A 24408-nucleotide genomic window follows, 5' to 3' on the forward strand; every position below is an offset into this window, starting at 1 on the left:
AACATGGCCGAATACTTCGACGCAGACCACGCAAGTGAAATCGCGACCCTGGGAAGGGGCTTCACCGCACGCACGCAATGGCCAACCTGGCTGTTGATCGTCGTGATTTATGGGGGATGGGTTGCCGTGCTATCGAACGTGCACTCGGGCCATCTCTCGCCTTTCGCCGCCACGCCATGGCTCATCGTGCTGTGCGCCTGGCATATGTCGCTGCAGCATGAGCTGCTGCACGGCCATCCCACACGTTTCGCATGGCTGAACATGGCGCTCGGCTGGCCGCCGCTGGCAGTGTGGTTTCCCTATGCGTTGTACCGCGAGAGCCACATGGCGCATCATCGCGACGAAGCCTTGACGGTGCCCGGCATCGACCCCGAAACGAACTACGTGCTGCCGGAGCAATGGGCCCGCTTGCCGCGCTGGCGGCGCGTGTTCTGGCACGCGCGCAAGAGTTTCGTCGGGCGCGTGGTGATCGGGCCGCCGATGAGCGTTGCCGGGATGCTGGTTGGCGCGGCGAGGGCGCTGCGCAACGGCGACTGGCGCCATGCGCCTACATGGCTCACGCACGTTGCCGCCGTCGCGCTGCTGCTTACGTGGGTCCAGCGCTATGCGGGGGTGCCGTGGTGGTACTACCTGGCTGCGATTACGTGGCCGGCGCTCGGGCTCGCGATGGTTCGCTCGCTGTACGAGCATCGCGCGGCGACGCATCCCAAGGCGCGTATCGCCATCAACGAGGCCGGGCTCGTGATGCGGCTCCTCTATCTGAACAACAACTATCACCTCGTGCATCACGATCTGCCGGGGCTGCCCTGGTTTCATCTGCCACGTGCCTATCGCATGCGTCGCGACGACTATCGGCGCAAGTGCGGCGGCTTCGTGATCGGCGGCTATGCCTCGCTGTTCAGGCGCTACGCATGGCGGGCAACCGACGCGCCCGCGCATCCGTTCTGCGACAGCGCTGCGCGGTGAGCGTCTTCACCGTGCGGCCCAGCGGGCTCACTGGCGCAAGCGCCTGAAGAAGCGGCGAATGTCGGCGGCGAGGAGATCGGGTTCTTCCATTGCCGCGAAATGGCCGCCTCGGGGCATGTCGGTCCACTGCGCCACGTTGAATACGCGTTCGAGCCACGACCTTGGCGGGTGATTGATCTCCCTGGGAAAGCGCGCGAAGGCGACGGGCGGCGACACGCGCTGGCCCGCTGCAAAGCGCAGGGGTTGCAGCCGGTTTTCCCAGTACATTTGCACGGACGAGCCGATGCACCCCGTGAACCAGTAGAGCGAGAGATTCGTCAGCAACGTGTCTTTCGTGAACCGGCGTTCGATCACACCGTCGCAGTCGCTCCATGCACGAAACTTCTCGCTGATCCACGCTGCCAGTCCCGCTGGCGAGTCGTTGAGCGCGGCGGCTAGCGTCTGTGGCTTCGTGCTGTGCATGTGCGCATAGCCGCCTTCGGCCGCGGCCCATTCAGCCTTCTCGCGAAGATAGTCCTGCTCTGCCGGCGTGAGCGGGGCGCTTGCGGCATCCACTGCGGGCTCGTACGACGTGGGCAGAAAGTTGAGGTGGATGCCGTCCACGGCGCTGCCGTGCCGCGAGGCCAGCGCGACTGACACGCCCGCACCCAGATCGCCGCCCTGTGCGCCGAAGCGCTTGTAGCCGAGAGCGCGCATCAGCGAGGCCCACAGGTCGGCCACCTGCCATGCCGAGGCGCCGGGCAGCGCAGCCGCCGGCGAAAACGCGAAGCCCGGCAGCGACGGCGCGACGACATCGAAGGCTTGCTCAGCATCCTCGCCGAAGGCAGCGGGATCGCACAGTCGGTCGAGCAGCGCGTGAAGTTCGGCGAACGAGCCCGGCCAGCCGTGCGTGATGACGAGCGGGTAGGGCCTTGGCCCAACGCCGCGCCTGTGCACGAAGTGCACGCGCTGGCCGCCCACGTCCGCGATGAATTGTGGCTGCCGGTTCAGCGCGCGTTCGGCGGCGCGCCAGTCGAACTGGTCTGCCCAGTACGCGACCAGCTCGCGCAGCCAGGCATTTTCTGTCCCTTGTTGCCACGCCGGCGAAGGCGTAACGGATGCCCAGCGCGTGGCGCGCAAACGACGGCGCAGATCGTCGATCGCGTCATCGGACACCCGAATTTCGAATGGGTCGATATGCATGGCGCTTCATCCGGGGAAATGGCGATTCATTATGAGTGAATTCCTCCGCACGCATTGGCGTGTGACGGGGAGGGCGTGGTCGAATTTCGACTGCCGCGCTTCCCGGGTGTTTATCGAGGCATCCGTTTTATTTATCCGGATTCGGGGGCTCGATGGTGCGTCCTGCCCCGGCACCGGCACGTCCAGGCGCCGCGGGAAACCCGCAGGCGCCGTGGTTCGCGGCATTTTCGGGGTGCAGGCGCCTAATCGAAGCGGTTTACATGGGCGACATTTTTGCAGAATCTAGGTAATAGCCCTGGCTATTAGCGTGGCGCAGCCAATTCGTACCGTAGCGATCGCGGCTCCCTCTTGGGCCGGCTTCCGGACGATTCACCAGTAGCAGGGGGCTCAATGATCATCGACATTCACGGCCGCGACACCATGGCGCCCAAGACACTAGAGGCGTGGCGCAGCCGCCAGATGAGGCGGCCTTGTGCAATACCCACGATACCGACTGAAACGGAAGTCAATGACAAACGATGACGCAAACAGTAACGCTCCGCTGGCGGGCGTTGGCTCCATGGCGACGCGGCTGGTGCTGGCCGACCTCGCCGATCTATACGAGCGCGACTCGGGGTGTCGCGTGAACGTTACGTCGCTTGGCGGCGTCGAGGCTGCGAGGCGCGTGCAAGGCGGCGAGGCGTTCGACTTCGCGGTACTGGCTTCCGGTGCGATCGCCCGGTTGGCGGCGCAAGGGGCCGTTGTCGGCCCGCGCACGGACGTAGTTCGCTCTGGCATGGCGGTGGCCGTCGCGGCCGGTGCGCCGTGCCCGGACGTTGGCACGGAGGGCGCGCTGCGCGAAACGATTCTGCGCGCGGCGCGCGTCGGCTATTCGACGGGGCCGAGCGGGGACCATCTCATGCGTCTGTTCGAGCGTTGGGGTATAGCTGAAGCGCTGCGCCCGCGTCTCGTGAAGGCGCAACCGGGCGTGCCGGTGGCGAGCCTGATTGCACAGGGCGAAGTCGAGATCGGGTTCCAGCAATTGAGCGAACTGAAGGACGTGGCGGGCGTGGACGTGCTCGGGCCGCTGCCCGCCGGAGCACAACTCGTCACGGTCTTTTCCGCGGCGATCTGTGCGGTGTCGCGGCAGCCGCAGGCGGCAGCGGATTTTCTCGCGTTTCTTGCGTCGGAGCGCGCTGAAAGAGCCAAGCGTGCGTATGGCATGGAGCCGGTGGGAGACGCCTGAACGCGCGAGGCCTGCTGCGGGGATCCAGTGCCCGACCGAAGGGGGGGCACTGGGGGCGGTAAGGTGGCAATAAGACGGCAATAAGCGGCAATAAGAAAAAGAGAAGGAGCAACAACGCGATCAGATTGGACACCCGATATCCTGGAGTCTATACATCTATTTCAATTAGAAATCCTAATCAGAAAAATTAGAATTGGAGGCGTGAAAAATGATTCAAAAGAACATGAAGGCAGACAACTACAGGAGGAACGCATGAGAACCCTGCATACCACGCGGATTTACGCCAGCGCGCGAGCGCGTGCAGCGTCGTTGCTCACGTTAATCGCCGTCTTTGCTACGGTCACCCTCGTCGCCGCGTGTGGCAGTGGTGGCAGCGGCAGTAGCAGCAGCGGCGATTCCGCGAAAGCACCACTCTCGGTCGTTGCCCCCGTTGTGGATTGCTCGAAGCTGGCAGCGATCGATATCACCGATATTGGCGGTGCGGGTAGCTCGATCACTTCGGCCACGGTGACGACGGCGACCATCAATGGCGCGTCGGTCAACTTCTGCACCGTGAAGGGCACGCTTGCGCCCTCGAATACGTTCGAAGTGGCGCTGCCCGTGAGCAGCTGGACCCAGCGCTTCGCGGAACTGGGCTGCGGCGGCCTGTGCGGCAATGTCAGCGACCCGACCCAGCAATCGTCGTTCAGCTTCAGCTACACTTGCCCGCTCGTACAGGAAGGCGGTTTCGTGACGGCGGCCACCGATATGGGCCACTCGGGCAACGACTCGACCTGGACCACGGACCCGCAAAAGCAGGCCGATTTCGCGTATCGTGGCCAACACATCACGACGCTCACGGCGGAAAAGCTCATCAAGGCCTACTACGGGCAGGCGCAGAAGTATGCGTATTTTGTTGGCTGCTCGGACGGCGGCCGCGAAGCGCTCATGGCGGCGCAGCGCTACCCGAACGACTATAACGGCATCATCGCCGGCGCACCGGCCGCTCATTTCCAGATCCAGAACTCGCTGTATCACGGTTGGAGCGTGAAGTCGCAAAGCACGACTGGCGACAGCACCGGCAACGCCGTTCTCTATGCCGACAAGGCGCTCGTGCTGCACAAGGCCGTGGTGGCCGCATGTGGCGGCCAGGCTGGCGTGCCCGATGGTCTGCTGGCCGACCCGCGCACCTGCAATTTCGATCCCGCTTCGATCCAGTGCGCACAGAACGCGACGAACACCAGCAACTGCCTGACCGCGGCCGAGGTCGCCACCGCCAGCAAGATCTATGGCGGCCCGGTGGATGCGACGACGGGTGAGCGCATGCTGGCCGGCTCGCCGCAGCTCGGCTCGGAAGCCAACTGGATTGGCGTGGAAGTCCCGACGTCGAACTCCACGGCGGCGCCGGTGCCGGTCACGAGTCTCTTCAGCTACATGATCGTGACGGGCGCGTACAACCTGATCTTCACGGGTACGCCGACGATGCCGACCATCGACACCTTCGGTTATCAGGACGCGAGCTTCTACACGAACTACCTGCAGGCGAACCACCCGCTCAACGACGCGACGAATCCCGACCTCTCGGCGTTCCAGAAGGCCGGCGGCAAACTGATCCTGTGGCACGGCTGGGCCGACCAGCACATCTCGCCGCTCTTCACGATCCAGTACTACGAGGCCATGCAGAACACGATGGGTGCATCGAACGTGAGCGAGTTCGCGCGCCTGTACCTCGTGCCCGGCGTGGGGCACTGCGGCGGCGGCGAGGGCTTCCCGAACATCGACCTCGTGTCGCAGATCACGGGCTGGGTCGAACAGGGCACGGCGCCGAACGCGGTCATGACGTATCAGACCGATTCGTCGAACAACGTGACAGCCAGCCGCCCGGTTTATCCGTATCCGGCGGTCGCGCAATTCACGGGTACTGGCGACTGGCACAACGGCGCGAACTGGACGCAAGGCTCGCCGCTGTACAACGAACCGACGCACACCTGGGCGGGTTCGAGCTTCTACACGCCGTACGCGGCGACCACGCAGGGCGTTGCGGCGCCTTGAGCACGCTCGCCATTAGCGGTTGAACCGGCCAGCCCTTCGGGGCTGGCTTGCTTTTGTGCCTGCTTTTTTCCTTGGGGAAATGAAAGTGCCTGCTCGCGTGAACTGGATTCCGCATCTTTCATTCAACGGCATGCCGATATGGCGGCAAATCGTCTTCGCGCTCGAAGAGGCCATAGGATCAGGCGAGCTTCGCACCGGCGACGGCCTGCGCTCGCAACGGTATATGGCCGACTTTCTCGGGGTGCACGTGAACACGGTCAACCGTGCGATGCGCGACGCCGTGACACGAGGGTTGCTCGTCGCAAAGACGCGCCGGGGCATGGTGGTGCGCTTCGATAGTGCGCCTCGCGGGAATTGCGATAACTAGATTGCATGGGAGATTGCAGCGACTATTGCTTCACCGGCAGCTTGAAAGACGAGGCAAACGCGTTCGCATTCCGCGGTGAAGCAACTTCTGAATTCCTCACGATCGTCCCGCCGTTTGCGAATCCCTTCGGAGAGCATCGATTTTACTTATCCCGCTGGATCCGATTCCAGGCCAGGGCGCTACAGGCAAAGCGCAGGCGCGGTCCGCCGGGTCCTTGGCGCGGCGCGGCTTTCAGGGCTATGTCGCGTATCTGCGTGCTCTGGAGCTCGAGAAAGAGGTCGGTGAGCGTGCATCGAGTATGTGGTTAACCCGCACTTTCAAGCCGGAATGCATCCCCCTATCGTCCCGTCGACGGCGTGTGGATTCCCCAATCGATTCGCCGTCTACCGATAGCAATTCGACTCGGCCGTGGAGGTGGCCATCGGAGGGTTTGCCTCCCCCCATGGAACCACCTTGGCATTCGCGTTCGGCAAGACCACTGACGCTTCGCGCGGCGAGGGGCGCGACACCGCCGCCGTGGTGGCGGCCCATGAGCGGCAGACCACAGAACGAACAGGAGACTATAGATGTCTGGCAGCAAAACAATTGATATCAAGGCGTTCATCGATGAACGCCCCATTTCGGCCTACCAGTGGCTCCTCGTGGCTTTGTGTTTTCTCGCGGTGACCGCCGACGGGATGGACGTGGCCATCATGGGTTTCGTTGCGCCGTCCGTCATTCATGAGTGGGCCATCTCGCGGCCGGAGTTCGGGCTCGTCATGAGCGCGGCGCCCATCGGCCTCGTGATCGGCGCGCTGACTGCCGGTCCCGCCTCGGACCGCATCGGGCGCAAGTGGGTGCTGATCACCTCCGTGTTCCTCTTTGGCGTCTTCACGATTCTCACCGCGTTTGCGCAGTCGCCGCTCTCGATGGCCGCGTTGCGTGTGTTGACCGGCATCGGTCTTGGCGCGGCAATGCCGAACTCCACGACGCTGCTCTCCGAGTATTCGCCGCAGCGCAAGCGCGCGCTGCTCATCACCATCATGTTCACGGGCTTTAACCTCGGTTCCGCGCTGATCGGTTTCGCGGCCGGCTGGCTCGTGCCGACCTGGGGCTGGCGCGCGGTGTTGATTTTCGGCGGCGCCGTGCCGCTCGTGCTGGTGCCGCTGCAGGCGTGGCTGCTGCCCGAGTCGGCGCGTCTGCTCGCCGTGCGCGGTGCATCGGGCGTGCGCATCGGCGCGATTCTGAACCGAGTGACCGGCGCGCGCTTCACCGGCAACGAGACCTTCGTTTCGATCGAGCCGCCGCTGCCTACCCGCAAGCCGATCGGTGTGCTGTTCTCGGAAGGCTATGGCGTGATGACGATCGCCCTGTGGGTCACGTATTTCATGGGTCTGCTCGTCATCTATCTGCTGACCGGCTGGCTGCCCACGCTGATCAAGGACGCGGGCCTCTCCATCACGGCGGCAGCGAACGTCACGGCCATGTTCCAGATCGGCGGCACGATCGGCGCGGTGCTTGTCGGCTGGATCATGGACAAGGTGCGCCCCGCGCGCGTCATCAGCGCGGCGTACCTCGGCGGCGGCGTCTGTGTGCTGGCGCTCGCGGGCGTGGGGGCGCTGTCGTCGTCGCTCGCGCTGCTCGTGTTCGCGGCCGGCTTCTGCATGAGCGGCGCGCAAACGGGCCTCAACGCTTACGCGCCGGGCCGCTATCCAACGGTTGCGCGCGCAACGGGTGTGAGCTGGATGCTGGGCATGGGCCGCTTCGGCAGCATTTTCGGTTCGGCCATTGGCGGCGCGCTGCTGGGGCTCGGCTGGCAATTCGGCGCGATTCTCGCGATGCTCGCCGTGCCGGCCGTGCTTGCGGCGATCGCGATTCTGGTTTCGCAACGCACGCGTAACGATGAACCGGCTCCGCAGGTGAGCGCGGCACACTGAGTTTCAACAGCGCTGGATTGGGCGGCGCGGCGGTGCGATTTGCACTGCCGCGCCGTTTTTTTTCGTGTGCGGGCGACGGCGCGGCCCACGCCCATCCGCCCATCCGCTCAGATCCTGAACGCACCTGGGTTGGCTTCGCGGCGGAATGCGTCGCTCACCCACGGGAGTGCGATGGCTTGTGTCACGCCTTGCCGCGCGTGGGGAGCCGCGAGGGCTCGAACGCCCAATACAAGGGGCTCACAGACGCAAAGGGCTATTGAGCAACGTATCCGAATGCGCGTTTTGATGCGCCACGTGCAATGACTGCTTCGCAACGCGCTCAAAGCAGATTCGATGAAGCGTCTGCGCGTAGCCAACCAACAGCTACCGCGACCAAGGAGCGCATACAATTGAGCCGGACACACTGAAAGTTGAACGGCGATGCGCATTCTTGTGATCGAAGACGAGCCGAAAACCGGCGCCTACCTGAAGAAGGGTTTCGAGGAGTCCGGCTACGCGGTGGACGTAACCGCGGACGGCGCGGAAGGCCTGATTCTCGCGAAGGAGGCGGCGTACGACGTGATCGTGCTCGACGTGATGCTGCCTTCCATGGACGGCTGGACAGTGCTCAAGACATTGCGCGCCACGCACACCACGCCGGTCCTGTTCCTCACCGCACGCGACGACGTGAACGACCGCGTGAAGGGCCTGGAGCTGGGCGGCGACGACTACCTGGTGAAGCCGTTCGCGTTCGTCGAGCTGCTCGCGCGCGTGCGCACGCTGGCGAGGCGCGGGCCGCCGCGCGAGAGCGACGTGCTGACGCTCGGCGACCTCGAAGTGGACGTCACCCGGCGGCGCGTGAAGCGCGGCGCCACGCGCATCGCCCTCACGCCGAAGGAGTTCGCGCTGCTGCAACTGCTCGTGCGCCGCCAGGGCGAAGTGCTCACGCGCACGCAGATCGCGTCGTACGTATGGGACATGAACTTCGACAGCGATACGAACGTTGTCGAAGTGGCGATTCGTCGCCTGCGCGCCAAGATCGACGACGACTTTCCCGTGAAGCTGATTCATACGGTGCGCGGCGTGGGCTACGTCGCCGAAATCAAAGGGTCCGCCTGATGGCCGTGCGCTCACTCACCGCCACACTTGCGCTGAGTTTCGCAGGCACGACGCTGGCGGTGTTCGCCCTGGTGGGCAGCACGCTGTATTTCACGCTCGACCGCGAGGTCAAGCAGCAGGACGATCTCGACATCGTTCTGATTTCGCGGCATACGCGCCGCCTCACGCAGGAGCTGCACAACGAGCGGGACGTGCGCGAGCACGCCGAGCGCCTCACGAGCCAGGTGCTAGGCAACCCCGCGCTTTCGATGGAGATACTCGATCCCGGCGGCGCCCAGCTCGCCGAACACAATACGGCGGGCATCGCCGATGCGGCGTTTCCGCAGCCGGCGCTCGCACGGCGCCTCGCCTCGGAGCAGCGCATTACCGAGCGCGACGTGGTGGAGTGGCACAACGCACGCGGCGTGCCGGTGCGTGGACTCGCAACCGAAGCGGCGCTCACCGGCGGCACGCCGGTCACGATCGTGATCGCGCGCGACATGACCGACCGCTGGCGGCTGCTCGACCGCTATCGCGAGCGGCTCTACGGCTTCGGCTTCGCGGGCATGCTGCTCGCGTTTCTCATGAGCTGGCTGCTCGTGCGCGAGTCGCTGCGCCCGCTGCGCGAGATGGCGGCGCGGGCCGCCACGGTCACGGTCGACCGGCTCGACACGCCCATCGAGATCGAGCGCGCGCCAAGCGAGTTGCAAGCGCTCACGAAGTCGCTCAACGCGATGCTCGACCGTTTGCATGGCGGTTTCGAGCGTATGTCGCAATATACGGCGGATCTCGCGCACGACATGCGCACGCCGCTGGGCAATCTGCGTGGCGCTACCGAGGTGGCGCTGGCGCGCCCGCGCAACACGGCCGAATACGAAGCGCTGCTCGAATCGAATCTGGAGGAGTGCGAACGGCTTTCCCGGATGATCGAGAGCGTGATCTTTCTCGCCCGCGCGGAGCATCCGCAATTCATGACGACGCTCGCGGAGTTCGACACCCAGGACGCGCTCGCGCAGATCGCCGATTACTTCGAGGGCCTCGCCGACGACGCGGGCGTGCATATCCTCGTGCGGGGCAAGGGGCGCCTGCGTGCGGACAAGGAGCTGTTCCGGCGCGCCGTGGGCAACCTGCTTGCCAATGCGCTGCGCTATACGCCACGCGGCGGCGAGATCACGATGAGCGTGGAGGAAAAGTCCGCAGCGATCGAAGTCACGGTGGCCAATCCGGGCACGCCCATCGATGCCGCGCTGCTGGAGCGCATTTTCGACCGCTTCTACCGCGCCGATGCCTCGCGCCATAGCGAGCCGCGCGCCGGCGCCTCGGCTGGGCTCGGGCTCGCGATCGTGCGCACGATCATGACCTTGCACGGCGGCTCGGCGCGCGCTGAAAGCGACGCGGCGGGCACGCGCTTCATCCTGACGTTCGCGCGCCCTTAGGCGCACCGCTGGGGTCGCCGAGCGATGCGCGGTCCCACCCGCCGCCGAGCGCCTCGAGCAGATGCACGCTCGCATCGAGCCGCCGCCCCGCGATCTGCTGCTCGTTGCGCTGGTTCGAGAGCGCGATGGTCTGCGCAGTCACCACGTCGAGATAGTTCACCGCGCCCGCCTGGTAGCGGTTGGTCGTGAGCTCGAGCGAGCGTTGCGCGGCGGCCGTTGCGCGTTGCTGGCTCTCGGCTTCGCTGGCGAGAGTATCGAGCGCGCTGAGGTTGTCTTCGACTTGCTGGAACGCCGTGAGCACGGTTTGCCTGTAGCCGGCCACGGCCGCGTCGTATTGGGCGTTCGCTCCCTTGAGCGTGGCGCTGCGCCGGCCGCCGTCGAAGAGCGTGCCCGCCAGTTGCGCGCCGAGCGACCAGAAGAGGCTCGGCGCGCTCAGCCATGGCGCGAAGAACGTACTTTCGAGGCCCGCCGATGCGCTGAGCGTGAGATCGGGGTAAAACGCGGCACGCGCTTCGCCGATTCGCGCATTCGCGGCGGCCACACGCCGCTCCGACGCGGCGATGTCGGGGCGCCGTTCGAGTAACGCGGAGGGCACGCCCGGCGGAATCGGCGGCACGACAGCCGGCCCGACCTGCGGCGGCAGCACGAACGACGAGGCGGGCACCCCGATCAGCGTGGCGATGGCGTGCTGAAGCTGCGCGCGCTGCACGTCGATATCGCGGTCTGCCGTGCGCGCGCTTTCCAGCTGCGTCTGCGCCTGGGCGAGCGCCGAGGCGTCGATCGCGCCATCGGCGAGCTGTTGCTGGACGATGCGAAGGGCGGCTGTGTAGGCCGTCACGGTGTCGTCGAGCAGCTTCTTCTGGCGATCGAGCGTGCGTAAATCGAAGTAGTCCGAAGCAAGCTGGCTCGTGACCGAGAGCCGCACCGATTCGAGGTCGGCCTCGCTCGCCTCGGCGTTTGCGCGCGCCTCGGAGGTGGCGTCCTTCACTCGCCCGAACAGGTCGGGCTCCCAGCTCGCCGCGATACCCGTCGAGTAGTCGGGAATCGTTTTACCCGCAAGCGAATGGTCGACGAGATTCTGCGAGGTCCGGTAACGCTGGGCCGCGACGCCCGCCGTGACGGTGGGCGAGTAGCCGGCGCGCTGGTAGTCGATCATCGCGCGCGCGGCTTCGAGGTTTGCGACGGCCTCGCGCACGGTCTGGTTCGACACGTCGACGCGCGCTTCGAGCTGGTCGAGTTCGCTGTCGCCGAAGAGGGTCCACCACGGGCCGCGCGGCTTGCCATCGGCGGGCGCGGCGAGGGTCCAGCCCGGCGTGGCGGGCGTGGTTGCGGATTGCGTGGCGAAGTGCGCGGGCACGTCGACTTCGGGCCTGCTGTAATGCGGCAAGGTCGTGCACGCGGCGAGCGAAGCCGCCGTGCAGGCGACGACGATGCGGCGCAGTGACGTGAGAGGACTACCGAACATGATGAACCTCATCTAGGCCTTGCCGCCCGCGAGCGATGTTGCCGCCACGTGCACGCTCTGGCCGCTGGCGATGGCGTCGCCGGGGTTGTCGATTACGCGGTCGCTTGCCGCGAGGCCCGTGGCGATCTCCACGTAGGTGCCGAAGTCGCGGCCTATGGTGACCGTGCGCAACTGCACCTTGGCATGGGCGTCGACGACGGCGACTGTCACGCCGTCCGGGCGGAACAGCAGCGCGCTCACGGGCAGTTCGAGCGCGGGCGTTGCCGTGGTGAGCGCGAGATGCACCTGTGCGTAGGCACCGGGCATCAACGCGCCGTCGCGGTTATTCACGTCGACTTCCACGCGCAAGGTCCGGCTCACGGGGTCGATCACGTTCGAGCTGCGCGCAACGCTCGCCTCGAAGCGGCGCCCCGGATACTGCTGGGTCGTGAGCCACACGGTGGAGCCCGGCGTGACGAGGCTCGCGTCGTCCTGAGGCACGTCGACGTACACGCGCAGGCGGTCGGTCTGCGCGATGTGGAACAGCTCGCCGGGCATCGTGGCGAGGCCGGGCGTGCCGCCCGCGGTCACGAGCGCGCCGACCTGCACGTTGCGCGCGGTGATCACGCCGTCGAAGGGCGCCGTCACGTTCTGGTACGAGACCAGCTCCTGCAGCCGCGCCACGTTGGCCTGCGCAGCCTGGAGCGTGGCGAGCTTCGCGGCGGCGTCGCTCGTCTTGGCCTGCGCGTCCTGCTGCGAGACCGACTGCGTTTGCAGCATCGTTTGCCAGCGCTGCGCCGTGCTGCTCGCGAAACGATAGTTCGCCTGCGCCGTCGCTTCGTCGTCGCGTGCCTGCTGGAGTTGTGCGTCGAGTTCGGGCGTGTCGATCTGCGCGAGCGTCTGGCCGGCCTTCACGTGGGCGCCGATGTCCGTGTACCAGTGCTGGACGTACCCGCTCGTGCGCGCATAGATCGAGGCGTCGGCCCAGGACATGACGGAGCCCGGCAACAGCAACTCCTGCGTGGCGGGAGCATGCGTGGGCGCGACGGTCGAGACGATCAGCTCGCGCTGTGCCGCGACCTGTTGCGCCTGTGCGGTGCGCGCTTCGAGGCGCGGCACGATGCCGGCCGTGAGGAGCGCCGCTGCAAGGCAGGCGAGTCCGATGGCGATCGCCGTGCGGCGCGGCGTGGATCCGGCGTGTGTCGCCGGCTTCGCTTGGGCGTCGCGATCCTCGGGCGGGGTGTGCGAATTCATCTGGAATCCTTAGTCAACGTGAGTGGTTGCATCGGCAGGCGTGTCGTCCTGGGCTTCGCGGGAGGCGCGGCGTTTCGCGAGCCAGCCGTGAACCATGCCGAAGACCACGGGCACGAACACGAGCGTGGAGAGCGTGCCGATGGCAAGTCCGCCGATCACGGCGCGCCCTAGCGGCGCATTCTGTTCGCCGCCGTCGCCAAAGCCGAGCGCCATCGGCAACATGCCGATCAACATGGCGAGCGCCGTCATGAGCACTGGGCGGAAGCGGTTGAAGCCTGCGTCGAGCGCCGCGGCCAGTGGGGCCATGCCTGCGGCAAGCGACTCGCGCGCCGTGTTGATGACGAGAATGCTGTTGGCCGTCGCGATGCCCACGCAAAGAATCGTGCCCGTGAGCGCCGGCACGCTGAGCGTGGTTTGCGTGACGAACAGCATCCACGCAATGCCGGCGAGCGAACCCGGCAAGCCGCTGATGATGATGAGTGGATCGAGCCACGACTGGAAATTCACGACCATCAACAGATAGACGAGGGCGATCGCGAACACGAGCCCCGCCGCGAGGCCGCTGAACGAGGCGTTCATCGACTGCACCTGGCCGCGCATCACGATCGACGAGCCCGGCGGCAACTGCGCGCGCGCGGCGTCGACTAGACGGTTCACGTCGGAGGCGACGCCGCCCAGGTCGCGCCCCTGAGTCGAGGCGAAGATGTCGAGCACGGGCTGCACGTTGTAGTGCGAGACGACGGCCTGTTGCTCGCTGCGCGAGACCGTGCCGAGCGTGCCGAGCTGGTTCTGCGGATTGACCGGGACCGATTGCGTCGTTACCGGAATATTGGCCAGCGTTTGCAGCGAATGGATGTCGTATTGCGGCACCTCGGCCATGAGCGGATAGCTCACGCCGTTTTTCGGATCGAGCCAGAAGTTCGGCGTGGTCTGCGAGCTGCCCGAGAGCGCGATGAGCAGGTTCTGCGCTACGTCGCGTTGCGTGAGGCCGGCCTGCATGGCCTTCGTGCGGTCGACGTTCACGTTGATGGTCGGCTCGTCGCCGGGCTGCTGGATACGCGCATCGACGAGTCCGCGCACGCCGCGCATCTGGTCGAGCAGGCGATTGGCGACGACGCGGTTTTGCGCGAGCTTGTTGCCGACGATTTGCACGTCGATGGGGGCGGGCAGCCCGAAGTTCAGGATCTGGCTGACGATATCGGCGGGCAGGAACGCGAACGTCACGCCCGGAAACGAAGCGTCGAGCACGTTGCGCAGCTTCGCGACGTATTGCGCGGTGGGCTTGTGCTTCGGCGTGAGCGTGATGAGGATGTCTGCATCTTGGGGGCCGATGGGATCGGACGAATCGTACGTGAGGTTGATGCCGCTCACCGGCACGCCGATGTTGTCGAGCACCGCGGCCTGTTCGGCGGGCGGAATCACGCTGCGGATTTTCGCTTCGACTTCGTCGGTGATACGCGCGGTTTCCTCGATGCGCGTGCCAGTGGGCGCGCGCAGATGCAGGCGGATTTCGCCGCTATCGACGGCCGGGAAGAAGTCGCGGCCCGTGAACGGCAAGAGCACGAGCGAGCCAACACACAGCGCGAGCCACAGCACGATGAAACGGCGCCGCTGCGCGATCGCGGCCTTGAGAACAGCGCGATAGCGGTTGCGTAGGACTTCGAATCGTCTTTCGAAACCCGCCTGGAAGCGGGTCAACGTCCCGGCAATGCCGCGCGCAGGTGCGGCGTTCTGCTTGCGTGCGCGCAGCAGGTACATGGCGAGCGTGGGAATCAGCGTGCGCGAGAAGAAGTACGACGCACACATGGCGAACACGACAGCTTCCGCCATCGGCACGAACAGGTAGCGCGCGACGCCTGAAAGCAGGAACATCGGCACGAACACGATACAGATGGAAAGCGTCGAGACGAAGGTCGGCACGGCGATTTCGCCGGAGCCGTTGAGGATCGCGTCGTGCAGCGGCGCGCCGCGTTCGAGGTGGTGCGTGATGTTCTCGATGGCGACGGTGGCGTCGTCCACGAGTATGCCCACCGCGAGCGCGAGGCCGCCGAGCGTCATGATGTTGATGGTTTCGCCGAGCGCCGAGAGCGCGATCAGCGAGGTGAGCACGGCGAGCGGAATCGTGACGGCGATGATGAGCGTGGCGCGCCAGCTGCCGAGAAAGAGCAGGATCATCGCGGCGGTGAGGCATGCGGCGATGAGCGCTTCGCGCACCACGCCCGTGATGGCCGCCTTCACGAACACCGACTGGTCGCCGAGCGGCGTGATCTTGAGCGCGCTTGGCAGGCCCGCTGCGATCTTCGGCAGCATCGCCTTGACCTGCTGGATGATCGTGAGCGTGGAGGCGCTCCCGGCTTTTTCCACCGTCAACAGCGCCGCGCGCTTGCCGTCGGCGCGCACGATGTTCGTTTGCGGCGCGTAGCCGTCGATCACGTGCGCGACGTCGCGCACGTACACCACGCTGCCGTTCACGGTCTTGATGGGCAGGTTGTTGAGTGCCGCGACCGTCTGCGTGCTGCCGTTCATCTCGACGTTATATTCGCGCGAGCCGATTTTCGCCGTGCCGCCGGGCAGGATGAGGTTCTGCGCATTGACGGCGTTCACGACATCGACAGGCGCGAGTCCTTTTGCCTGCAGCGCTTTGGGATCGATCTGCACCATGATCTGGCGAATCTTGCCACCGTAGGGCAGCGGCACGGCCGCTCCCTGGACCGTGGCCAGCTGCGTGCGGATGAAGCTGTTGCCGAGGTCGTAGAGCGACTGCTCGGGCAGCGTCGCGCTGGAGAGGCCCAGTTGCAGCACGGGCACCGTCGAGGCGTTGTAGGTGATGATGTTGGGCGGCAGCGTGCCCGGTGGCAGGACGCGCAGGATCGACGCGGAATTGGAGGCGGCTTCCGCGATTGCGCGGTTGATGTCAGCGCCCGGGTGAAAGAAGACCTTCACGACAGAGACGCCGTTGAGCGACTGCGATTCGATGTGCTCGATGTCGTCGACGTCCGAGGTGAGGGCGCGCTCGTAGTTCGAGGTGATGCGATGCGCCATGTCCTCGGCGGAGAAGCCGTTATAGGTCCAGACGATGCTGACCACGGGGATATCGATGTCAGGAAAAATGTCCGTGGGGGTGCGCATGATGGCGAGCGGGCCGAGGATGAAGAGCAGCACGGCGAGCACGATGAACGTGTAGGGCCGCCTGAGGGCCAGTTTGACGATCCACATGACGATTTCCGGTTGAGGCAGGGCACGCGCGGGGTGGCGCGGTTTGGCGGAAGTATCGGGATTGGGCGCTTACCCGGTGCTGACCTCGACATTACGGATTTGTCATCTGGCTCGCGCCTGGTGGGGATCTCTGCATGCGTGTGCTGCCTGCTGGCTGGATAACAAAGTCGTAATCAACGGGTCAGCTTTGGGTCAGCGCCGCGCGACCAGAATGCAGTCAACCTTCGCGACATCGCCGAGGGCGGCTGAAGCGGCATCCATTTCTCATGCCGTGGCCATTGATGCAGAGGTGAACATCATGAAAGCACTCGTTTCCACATTGTTCGTTGCTTGCGCGCTGGCCGCGCCAGTTGCCGCCTTCGCACAAACTGCCGAAGCGCCCGTGACGCGCGCGCAAGTGCTTGCCGATCTCGTGCGCGTGGAGCACGCCGGGTATCGTCCGACTGCCACGGATATCAACTATCCGGACGATATTCAGCACGCCGAAGCCATCGTTGCGCAGGAAGAGGCGCAACAGGCGGCGCCGGGGAATAACGCGGTGGGCGGGGTGGCGATGACGGGTAGCACGGATTCCGGGGCACCTGTTGTGACAAGTGCGGGTGGACGGTCGATTTATGCGGGGCATTGAGGGGGCGCGGGTGGGGAGGCTAGCTGTCGCGCGTTGCTTCTGTCAAACGTGGAGTGCTTTCGCGCGTGCCACCCTTCCTTCGCAGATGTCAATCGTCAGTCGGCGGCCCGAACTGGCAGGCTGTCTGTAGGCTGGGCTGATGTGCTGTGGAATCGCAATGTGTTCGACCTTAAGCGAACGTGCATCATAGAGGGCAATACGCTCGGTGCTATGGTCAACGCGCCAGGACGGTACGCAGTGTTGTATGTCAGCACATCGATGCACGAGGGGGACATCCTTTGCCGGCGTGCGCTGATGGCAAGGAGCGGCGCGATGATCCGGGTTAGGCGCAACTTGGGGGCTGCCTCTCCGGGGTTGCGGCTATCGAGTCGCACGCACGGGTACTTCATAGGCGGCGTTCGAGATGCGAGGGCGAAGCGGCACGCTTTTTCGGCTAGAAGGTGTTATGCACTTTTGTTAAGGGCTGCAAAGTGGACGAGCATCAGCACGGAGAACACGACGAAATGCAAACCGGCCAAGGTTTCGGGCAATCGCTCGTAGTCTCTGGCGATACATCCGTTGGGTAGGGTCTGCGTTCTTTCATCCTGCCAGGGTACCAGGTCTGGCAAAAAGGTCATGACACCTTCTAGCCATACCCAACAGATGTATTGGATGAAGCGTGGCACAGTCGCCGTCCCGTTCCTGACATTGATGAACAAAGACGCGCCGCAGCGCCGATAGGAACTGCGCGAGATGTTCAACGCGCTGAGATGGATCGTGCACGCGGTTGCACCTTGGCGCTTGTTGCCCTCGGATACCGCCTGGCCACCGGTGACGGGAATACCGCATCTCGTAAACGCGAATCGTTTACATTTGTGTTACGAACCTGTATATTTCTCCCTGCAACGGCATTACAAGCCCGACCGATTACGGGCAGGGGAACTCCCTTCAAGCACGACCGTTGCCATCCCCCCGCCATACGCAGGCATCGCCGAGTCCTCGGCTGCGTGCCTGCGGCGCATGAATATCCGTAGGCGCTTGCTCGCATAGCCGGCCAACGCCCGGCGAATCGCGCCAACCATTCGAATGCCAGGCAATCGCGCCGGCCCACGCTCACTGTCAGCGTAGGCCGGGGGCAGAGCCTGCGCATTCCTCAAAACAATTCGCAGTACTACGTAGTGTCAGAAACACATTCAAGAATAACGGGAGCTGTTTGATGAAGCAGAAAGTCACATCGGTTGCGATTCGCCGCCTGGTTTCCGGTGCCGCGACCGCGGGGGTTGCCATGACGCTCACGTCCGTGCCCCTGATGGTGTTCGCGCAAGACCCAGCCGCAACGGCTCAGGCGCGCAAAGACCAGCAGGCGGGCACGAACGGTGGCGGCGAGACGGCGCAACCGGTCGCGCAGGCAACGAATGATGTGCAGGCCGCCGCAGCCGAAGGCGGCGCGTTGCCGAAGGTCTCCGTCACGGCAAGGGCGCAGCTCAATACGAACGGAGCCTCCACGGGCATCGCGCGCCTGCCGGATACCGTCAGGGAAATGCCGCAGACCGTCAACGTCGTGCCGCAAGAGCTGATCGAGCAGCAAAAGGCCACGTCGCTCGAGCAGATTCTCAAGAACGTTCCGGGCATCACGATCTCCACAGGCGAAGGCAACGGCGGCCAGAACGGCGATCAGTTCAAGATTCGCGGCCTCTCGGCCAAGGGCGATATCTATATCGACGGCCTGCGCGACTTCGGCGCATACAAGCGCGACAGCTTCGATATCGACAGCGTGCAGGTCATCAAGGGCGCTTCGGGCGACAGCTTCGGCGTGGGCAGCATTGGCGGCCTCATCAATCAGACTTCGAAGTTCGCGAATCTCGAAACGTCGACGAGCGTCGATCAAAGCGGCGGTTCGGGCTCGACGTATCGGACTACGGTCGACAGCAACATCAAGCTCGCCGATACGACGGCGCTGCGCATAAACGGCATGTACCAGAACGGCAACACGCCCGATCGCGACAACGTGAAGGACAACCGCGCGGGCGTGGCGCTGGACTTCGGCACGGGTATCGGCACAAATACCGAATGGCATCTCGGCTACTCGTACCTGCATCGCGACGGCGTGCCCGACTACGGCGTGCCGATGGCGCAGGGCGCCGACGGCTTTTACCGGCCGCTGCTCGAATACAACGTGCCGGGCGTCGACTCGTCGACGTCGTATGTCCGCAATACCGATCGCGACAAGAGCGACACGCACATCGTCTCGTCGCTCTTCACGAAGAAGCTCGAAAACGGCATCCAGATCGACAACGACACGCGCTTTACGTTCTACCAGCGAGACTTCTCTTCGACAAATCCGGCGGCGGTCAGCTACGCGAATCTGCGGAAGCTGCTGGCAGGCCAGAACGTCGCGCTTGCATACGGCGCAGGCGGCGGTGTCGCCTATCTTCAGCGCGGCATCGGCGTGCAGAACGTGACCACCGCGAAGGGCGAATTCAATCTTGGCCAGTTCCGCAATCGCGCCGTGGTCGGCCTCGACATGAACTATCAGCGCGATCACCGCGACCAGGGCACCTGGACCGGCCGCGTGAACAATCAGACCGTGGTCAATCCACAATATCAGATGCCCGCCGGCTGGTCGCTCGGTTACGGCGCGACCACGCGCAACGCGGAGTCGTCGGATATCGGCGTATTCGCGAACGATCGCATCTGGCTCACGCAGCAGTTCTCGCTGCTTGGCAATCTGCGCTGGGACTATTTCCGCAGCAAGTACTGGACGAATGCGACAACCCTGGCCGGCGGCACGGCCACGTCGAGCAAGGTCAGCCCCGCAATCTCGGCGATCTGGGAGCCGACGAAGGACGCCATGTTCTATACGTCGTTCTCGCGCACCTATCGCCCTGTTGGCACCGATATCGCGCTTGCCGTGGGCGGCGTGCAATCGGAGGTGCCGCAAAACGGCGTGGACAACGAGCCCGAGCGTGCGGATACGGTCGAAGTGGGCACGAAGCTCGACTTCCTCAACAAGCGCCTCGGCGTGACGGCCGCCTTGTTCCAGACGCGCAAGTCGAATTCGTACACGGTCGATCCGGACACGGGGGATCTCGCGCCAGGCTTCTCGGACAACGGCGAAGGCTACCGCATTCGCGGTGTCGAGCTGGGGCTCTCGGGCTGGATCACGAACAACTGGTCGGCCAACATTGCGTACGCATATTTGAACGGCATCGTTACGCAGGCGAGCGCGGCGACCTCTATCGGCAACACGGCGCCGGGCGTGCCGGCCAACAACGTGACGCTGTGGACGAGCTACATCGTGCCACATTCATTGCTGTCACTGCCGGGCAAGCTCACCGTGGGCGGCGGCCTGCAGTACGGCTCGGGTTACTGGGCCGATTCCGCCAATACGGCGCGCATGCCCGACAACTTCTCGCTCGACGGCATGATCGGCTACGAGCAGGGGCCGTACCGCATCTCGCTCAATCTGTATAACCTCACCGATCACCTGAACTATCAGTCGGCGTTCAGTTCGTCGCGCGCGGTTCCCGCCTCGCGACGCACGTTCCTGCTGAGCGCGGGCGTGTCGTTCTGATCGCAGCGACTGCGATGTGCGGCGGCGTACCCGTGTAGAGGCATAAAGGGGTAAAGGCCGCCGACGCGTACGGCGCAACCGGTCCATGGATCGGCTGTGCTTTCGTCTGTTTTCGTCTGTTTGCAAGGGCTGTCCACATGTTCATTCAGATTCCCAACGTGCTCACGTCCGCCGAAGTGAAGCATTGCCGCCAGGTGCTCGAAGCTTCGCAATGGGTGGACGGGCGTCTCACCGCAGGCGATCTGGCCGCGAAGTCCAAGAGCAATCTGCAGATTCCGGCCGAAAGCGCCGAAGCGCGCGAACTGGGCGAACTGATTCTGAATGCGCTGGGCCGCAACGCGACCTATCACTCGGCGGCGCTGCCGTTTCGTGTGTTGCCGCCGCGCTTCAATCGTTACGACGTTGGCATGGCGTTCGGCACGCACGTCGACAACGCCATCCAGACCGTGCCCGGCACGGGTGGCATGCGCATGCGCGCGGACGTCTCCAGCACGATCTTTCTCTCCGAGCCCGACGAATACGACGGCGGCGAACTCGTGATCGACGACGCGCAGGGCTCGCGTGCGATCAAGCTGCCGGCGGGCCACATGATCGTCTATCACGCCTCCACGCTGCACCGCGTGACGCCCGTTATGCGCGGCAGCCGCTGGGCCTCGTTTTTCTGGGCACAGTCGCTCGTCAAGGACGAGACGAGCCGCACGATGCTATACGAGCTCGATTGCGCGATCATCGCCATCCGCCAGGAGTTGGGAAAGGACGCGGGAAAGGACGCGGGCGACGAGCATCCCGCGGTTCACAGGCTCGTGAATCATTACCACAACCTGCTGCGCCGCTGGTCGGAGCTGTGAGCCAAGCGATGAACATTCCCGCCGATACCGTCTCGCTCTTCGACTACGAACGTCATTTCCATGCGCGCGTCGATCCCGCCATTCGCGCGTATATTGCGGGCGCGGCGGCGGACGGCATCACGCAGCGCGAGAATCGCAGCGCGTTCGAGCGCGTGCAGCTCATGCCGCGCGCGCTGGCCGATATGTCGTCGGCCACGGCGCGCACTACGCTGCTGGGAGCGACGCTCGACTACCCCATCCTGATCGCGCCGACGGCCTGGCATCGCCTCGTTTGTGAGGAGGGCGAACTGGCGACCGCGCACGCCGCATCGCTTACACGCACGTGGATGACCGTGAGCACGCAGGCGAGCATCGCGCTCGAATCGGTTGCGCAGGCAACGGACGCGCCGGTGTGGTTTCAGCTGTACTTGCAGCCGCGCTGCGAAGATACGCTCACGCTCGTGCGCCGGGCGGAGCAGGCGGGCTATCGCGCGCTCGTGGTGACCGTGGATGCGGCCGTCAACGGCATCCGCAATGCCGAACAACGCGCGGGCTTCTGCTTGCCCGAGGGCATCGAGTCCGTCAATCTGCGCGGTTTCGCACGCGCCGAGGCGGTCGATACGCGCGGCGGCAGCCCCGTGTTCAAGGGCTTGCTCGCGGGTGCGCCGACCTGGGCCGACATCGAGCGGCTTTGCCGCGCGACGTCGCTGCCGGTGCTGCTCAAGGGCCTTCTCAATGCAGCCGATGTACCGAGCGCACTCGCAGCCGGCGCGGCTGGCATCGTCGTGTCGAATCACGGCGGGCGCACGCTCGATACCGTGCCGGCCACGCTCGACGTGTTGCCCGAGATCGCTGCTGCCGTGAATGGGCGTGTGCCCGTGCTGCTCGACGGCGGCGTACGGCGTGGCACCGACGTGCTGAAGGCGCTGGCGCTCGGCGCGCAGGCCGTGTTGATCGGCCAGCCCGTGCTGCACGCGCTCGCAGTGGGGGGCGTGGCAGGCGTGGCCCATCTGCTGACGCTTCTGCAAACCGAGCTCGAAGTGGCGATGGCGCTCACCGGCGTGACGCGTCTCGATGCGGTGCCGCGCGCGGTGGTCCGTATGGGTTGAGCCGCGAGCCGGTTATTTTCGGCTCGATCGAATACCCTCGCAAATTCCAGCTCGCCAAATTAAACGTTTGCGCGGACTCAAATCGGCTGATTAACGCGGAAAAATAGGGGCATTCGTTTTTAGTCGAGGCATGCCCGCGCGATTATCAACGCTCACCTGGTTGGCGTGACAATACCTTCGTGCTCGATCCCGACTGCTTCGCCACACACGCTTTCAGCGTGGAAGGCCTGCGCGCGTGTCATTGCGAGGGTTGCAGCTGGCCCCAGCTCACGAGGATCGCCTGGATGCTGCGCGCGTAGGCATCGCGCTCATGCGGCGATTCCGAGTGATACGCCCCGATCGCGCGCCACGTATTGCCGTAACGCACCATCTTCTGCTTGAGCAGCCATGCAGCCACGAAAATGTTGACGCACGGGTCCGTGAGCGCTCGGTGTGGAATGCCCTGGCGCGTCAGCTCCGGAAAGTGGATCGAGTTGATCTGCAACTGCCCCACGTCGATCGAGCCGTTGGCGTTGCGATTGATGGCGGTTGCATCGCCCTTCGATTCGCGCCATGCCACGGCGCGCAGAATGAGCGGATTGACGCCCTGGTATGCGCCGGCCTTGTCGAAGCAGTCGTTGGCTTGCGGCTCGGCATGCACGGCCGTACTGCCGAGCGTGGTCAGGCCAAGCAGGGCGGCCCAGCCGCAAAGGGCCCACGTTCGCACAGCGCGCAGGGAGATGGACTTGTACTGATGCATCGGTCGAGGTTCCAGGGCTCGCATTACTGCGAGAGGGCGGAATCGAGCTGCCGCTCGATGTCCTTGAGATAGGCGCGCGACGCATCGGAGACGACGAGGCGCGGCGTCGGCATGGCGCAGCGACAGTCGTGCTGGCGGCCCTTCTTCTTGTGCGAGGACGAATGCGGTGCGGGAAGATCGTCGTCGTCGCTGGTGGCGGGCGGCAGCATGGCGAGCGTGGGTAACGGCGGATAAACCCTGTCCGCGGCGGCCGAGGGGGCAGCGGTTGCGGGTGTGCCGGCGGCGGGTTCGGCCGCCGACGCGGCCGAACAGTAGAGCAGTGCGGCTGCGGCGCAGGCGATCAGGCGCATCGTGTCAGCTCCCCGTATGCAGCGGCTCGATCGAGACGCTATAAGTCTGGTTCGGGCCGGCCGTCAGGTTTTCGAGTGTGGGTTTGAGCCCCGGCTGCTGCGGTACGCCCTTCCAGATGGCCTGGTTGATGTACTTGAGGTCCTGGCCGAGGGCGGTCACCCGGATCACGGTGGGTTGCTTCTGCGCGGCGGCGAGCGCGCCCGCCTTGGCGAGCACCGCGCTCAATTGCGGATCGCGCGCGCCCAGCGCATCGGCGGGAATGTCGAACTTCATGATGACGTTCGACACCGCCGGTTTCTCGGCTTGAGCCGTATTGGGCGGCTGCAATTGCGCGCAGCCTGTCACAACCATTACGGCAAGTAAGAGTACAACGCGCGTCACGTCCGGGTCTCCAAAGTTTCGTGGCGATGTACGGGTTTTCGGCGTGGGCGCCGCCGACTTGATACCTGGATGGCAAACGTTTGCGAAAAAGAAAGACTTCGCTCGTGTGGCACGGCTTCCCGGAAAGGCGCTGCACGCAACGCCGCGTTCGCGCAGAGAACGTTTTTCTCGATTGGGCAGGAAATGCGCCGCGCATGCGCCGGGCGGGCCCTCCGTGGACCCATGCGCGGCAGCGGCACCCGCCCGCGTGCCGCATGCCGGTTTCGTCTTACGGGAGCTTGCTGACAATGGCGGCGAATTCGTCCTTGCTCAATGCGCGCAATGTCTGCGTGCGGATATTGCCGAGGGAGCCAAGCGCAAGGCCGAATGCCATGAGGCTTTGCTCATCCGGCGCTTCCACGATCGTGACGATGTCGTATTGACCCAGCGTCCAGTAAATCTGCTTCATTTCGCAGCCGAACGTTTTGGCCATTTCCGCTGCCTGGCCGGCTCGCTGTGTGCTGCTCTTGACGCTGCGGATACCCTGGTCGGTGAATTGCGCCAGCACCACAAATGTCGACATGACGATTCCTCCTGGGATGAGATCGAATCGGCGTTCACGCGCGCAGTCCGATCACGAACATAGCCTCTGCGCGCGTATGAAGTGTTTGGGCAACCGTGAGCACGGATACGGCCTCGTTCCAATGCGCTGCTCGACGCTTACTGC

At 64.8% G+C, this 24408-nt stretch carries 19 protein-coding genes and 2 pseudogenes; 12 read left to right on the top strand and 9 right to left on the bottom strand.

Going from position 1 to position 24408, the window contains the following annotated elements; genetic code table 11:
• Window positions 1-3: 3 nt before the first annotated feature.
• Complete coding sequence (locus VMJ11_RS06190; protein WP_325618003.1) at window positions 4-966, top strand: fatty acid desaturase; 963 nt, start codon at window positions 4-6, stop codon at window positions 964-966.
• A gap of 27 nt (window positions 967-993) precedes the next feature.
• Here VMJ11_RS06190 and VMJ11_RS06195 read toward each other — a convergent pair whose 3' ends face one another.
• Entirely contained in the window at window positions 994-2148 is a 1155-nt protein-coding gene (locus VMJ11_RS06195) for an epoxide hydrolase (RefSeq protein ID WP_325618005.1), read from the bottom strand.
• A 559-nt stretch (window positions 2149-2707) separates the two neighbouring features.
• Here VMJ11_RS06195 and VMJ11_RS06200 point away from each other — a divergent pair.
• The 6 genes from VMJ11_RS06200 (at window position 2708) to VMJ11_RS06225 (ending at window position 10200) form a co-directional block, all read left to right on the top strand.
• Complete coding sequence (locus VMJ11_RS06200; protein WP_325618007.1) at window positions 2708-3373, top strand: substrate-binding domain-containing protein; 666 nt, start codon at window positions 2708-2710, stop codon at window positions 3371-3373.
• A gap of 252 nt (window positions 3374-3625) precedes the next feature.
• On the top strand, window positions 3626-5404 hold the full coding sequence (locus VMJ11_RS06205) for a tannase/feruloyl esterase family alpha/beta hydrolase (protein ID WP_325618009.1): 1779 nt from the start codon (window positions 3626-3628) through the stop codon (window positions 5402-5404).
• A 79-nt stretch (window positions 5405-5483) separates the two neighbouring features.
• On the top strand, window positions 5484-5771 hold the full coding sequence (locus tag VMJ11_RS06210) for a winged helix-turn-helix domain-containing protein (RefSeq protein WP_325618011.1): 288 nt from the start codon (window positions 5484-5486) through the stop codon (window positions 5769-5771).
• A 566-nt stretch (window positions 5772-6337) separates the two neighbouring features.
• On the top strand, window positions 6338-7687 hold the full coding sequence (locus tag VMJ11_RS06215; protein WP_325618012.1) for an aromatic acid/H+ symport family MFS transporter: 1350 nt from the start codon (window positions 6338-6340) through the stop codon (window positions 7685-7687).
• Window positions 7688-8107: 420 nt separating this feature from the next.
• Window positions 8108-8785: a heavy metal response regulator transcription factor gene (locus tag VMJ11_RS06220; protein WP_325618014.1), complete on the top strand. Its 678-nt coding sequence runs from the start codon at window positions 8108-8110 to the stop codon at window positions 8783-8785.
• The gene (locus VMJ11_RS06225; protein WP_325618016.1) at window positions 8785-10200 is read left to right on the top strand and encodes a heavy metal sensor histidine kinase; all 1416 of its coding nucleotides are present in this window, start codon (window positions 8785-8787) and stop codon (window positions 10198-10200) included. Before VMJ11_RS06220 ends, VMJ11_RS06225 begins: the two co-directional genes overlap by 1 nt.
• Here the strand turns inward: VMJ11_RS06225 and VMJ11_RS06230 are convergent.
• Genes VMJ11_RS06230 through VMJ11_RS06240 form a run of 3 tightly spaced genes read right to left on the bottom strand, consistent with a single transcriptional unit; the run spans window position 10175 to window position 16114 of the window.
• Entirely contained in the window at window positions 10175-11665 is a 1491-nt protein-coding gene (locus VMJ11_RS06230; RefSeq protein WP_325618018.1) for an efflux transporter outer membrane subunit, read from the bottom strand. The two genes, VMJ11_RS06225 and VMJ11_RS06230, sit on opposite strands and share 26 nt — an antisense overlap.
• 12 nt (window positions 11666-11677) lie before the next feature.
• Window positions 11678-12898: an efflux RND transporter periplasmic adaptor subunit gene (locus VMJ11_RS06235; protein WP_325618020.1), complete on the bottom strand. Its 1221-nt coding sequence runs from the start codon at window positions 12896-12898 to the stop codon at window positions 11678-11680.
• Between the two features lie 9 nt (window positions 12899-12907).
• The gene (locus VMJ11_RS06240; RefSeq protein WP_325618022.1) at window positions 12908-16114 is read right to left on the bottom strand and encodes an efflux RND transporter permease subunit; all 3207 of its coding nucleotides are present in this window, start codon (window positions 16112-16114) and stop codon (window positions 12908-12910) included.
• Between the two features lie 61 nt (window positions 16115-16175).
• Between VMJ11_RS06240 and VMJ11_RS06245 the strand changes: the two genes are divergently transcribed.
• Window positions 16176-16742: a DUF4148 domain-containing protein gene (locus tag VMJ11_RS06245; RefSeq protein WP_325618023.1), complete on the top strand. Its 567-nt coding sequence runs from the start codon at window positions 16176-16178 to the stop codon at window positions 16740-16742.
• A 443-nt stretch (window positions 16743-17185) separates the two neighbouring features.
• Here VMJ11_RS06245 and VMJ11_RS06250 read toward each other — a convergent pair.
• Window positions 17186-17293: pseudogene (locus tag VMJ11_RS06250) on the bottom strand (IS5/IS1182 family transposase); the annotation flags it as partial.
• A 96-nt stretch (window positions 17294-17389) separates the two neighbouring features.
• Here VMJ11_RS06250 and VMJ11_RS06255 point away from each other — a divergent pair.
• The 4 genes and pseudogenes from VMJ11_RS06255 to VMJ11_RS06270 all read left to right on the top strand — a co-directional run.
• A pseudogene (locus VMJ11_RS06255) lies at window positions 17390-17552 on the top strand (transposase); the annotation flags it as partial.
• Between the two features lie 385 nt (window positions 17553-17937).
• The gene (locus VMJ11_RS06260; protein WP_325618025.1) at window positions 17938-20295 is read left to right on the top strand and encodes a TonB-dependent receptor; all 2358 of its coding nucleotides are present in this window, start codon (window positions 17938-17940) and stop codon (window positions 20293-20295) included.
• 137 nt (window positions 20296-20432) lie between these two features.
• Window positions 20433-21143, top strand: a complete 711-nt coding sequence (locus VMJ11_RS06265; protein ID WP_325618027.1) for a Fe2+-dependent dioxygenase — start codon at window positions 20433-20435, stop codon at window positions 21141-21143.
• A gap of 8 nt (window positions 21144-21151) precedes the next feature.
• Window positions 21152-22231: an alpha-hydroxy acid oxidase gene (locus VMJ11_RS06270; RefSeq protein ID WP_325618029.1), complete on the top strand. Its 1080-nt coding sequence runs from the start codon at window positions 21152-21154 to the stop codon at window positions 22229-22231.
• A gap of 238 nt (window positions 22232-22469) precedes the next feature.
• On the opposite strand, the gene VMJ11_RS06275 is transcribed toward VMJ11_RS06270, so the two are convergent.
• The 4 genes from VMJ11_RS06275 to VMJ11_RS06290 form a co-directional block, all read right to left on the bottom strand.
• Complete coding sequence (locus VMJ11_RS06275; RefSeq protein WP_325618031.1) at window positions 22470-22970, bottom strand: lytic transglycosylase domain-containing protein; 501 nt, start codon at window positions 22968-22970, stop codon at window positions 22470-22472.
• A gap of 23 nt (window positions 22971-22993) precedes the next feature.
• The gene (locus VMJ11_RS06280) at window positions 22994-23320 is read right to left on the bottom strand and encodes a hypothetical protein (RefSeq protein ID WP_325618032.1); all 327 of its coding nucleotides are present in this window, start codon (window positions 23318-23320) and stop codon (window positions 22994-22996) included.
• 4 nt (window positions 23321-23324) lie between these two features.
• Entirely contained in the window at window positions 23325-23702 is a 378-nt protein-coding gene (locus tag VMJ11_RS06285) for a hypothetical protein (protein ID WP_325618034.1), read from the bottom strand.
• Window positions 23703-23970: 268 nt separating this feature from the next.
• Complete coding sequence (locus VMJ11_RS06290) at window positions 23971-24264, bottom strand: GYD domain-containing protein (protein ID WP_325618036.1); 294 nt, start codon at window positions 24262-24264, stop codon at window positions 23971-23973.
• Between the last annotated feature and the right edge of the window lie 144 nt (window positions 24265-24408).

It is taken from the genome of Paraburkholderia sp. (assembly GCF_035501035.1).
Classification (GTDB): domain Bacteria; phylum Pseudomonadota; class Gammaproteobacteria; order Burkholderiales; family Burkholderiaceae; genus Paraburkholderia.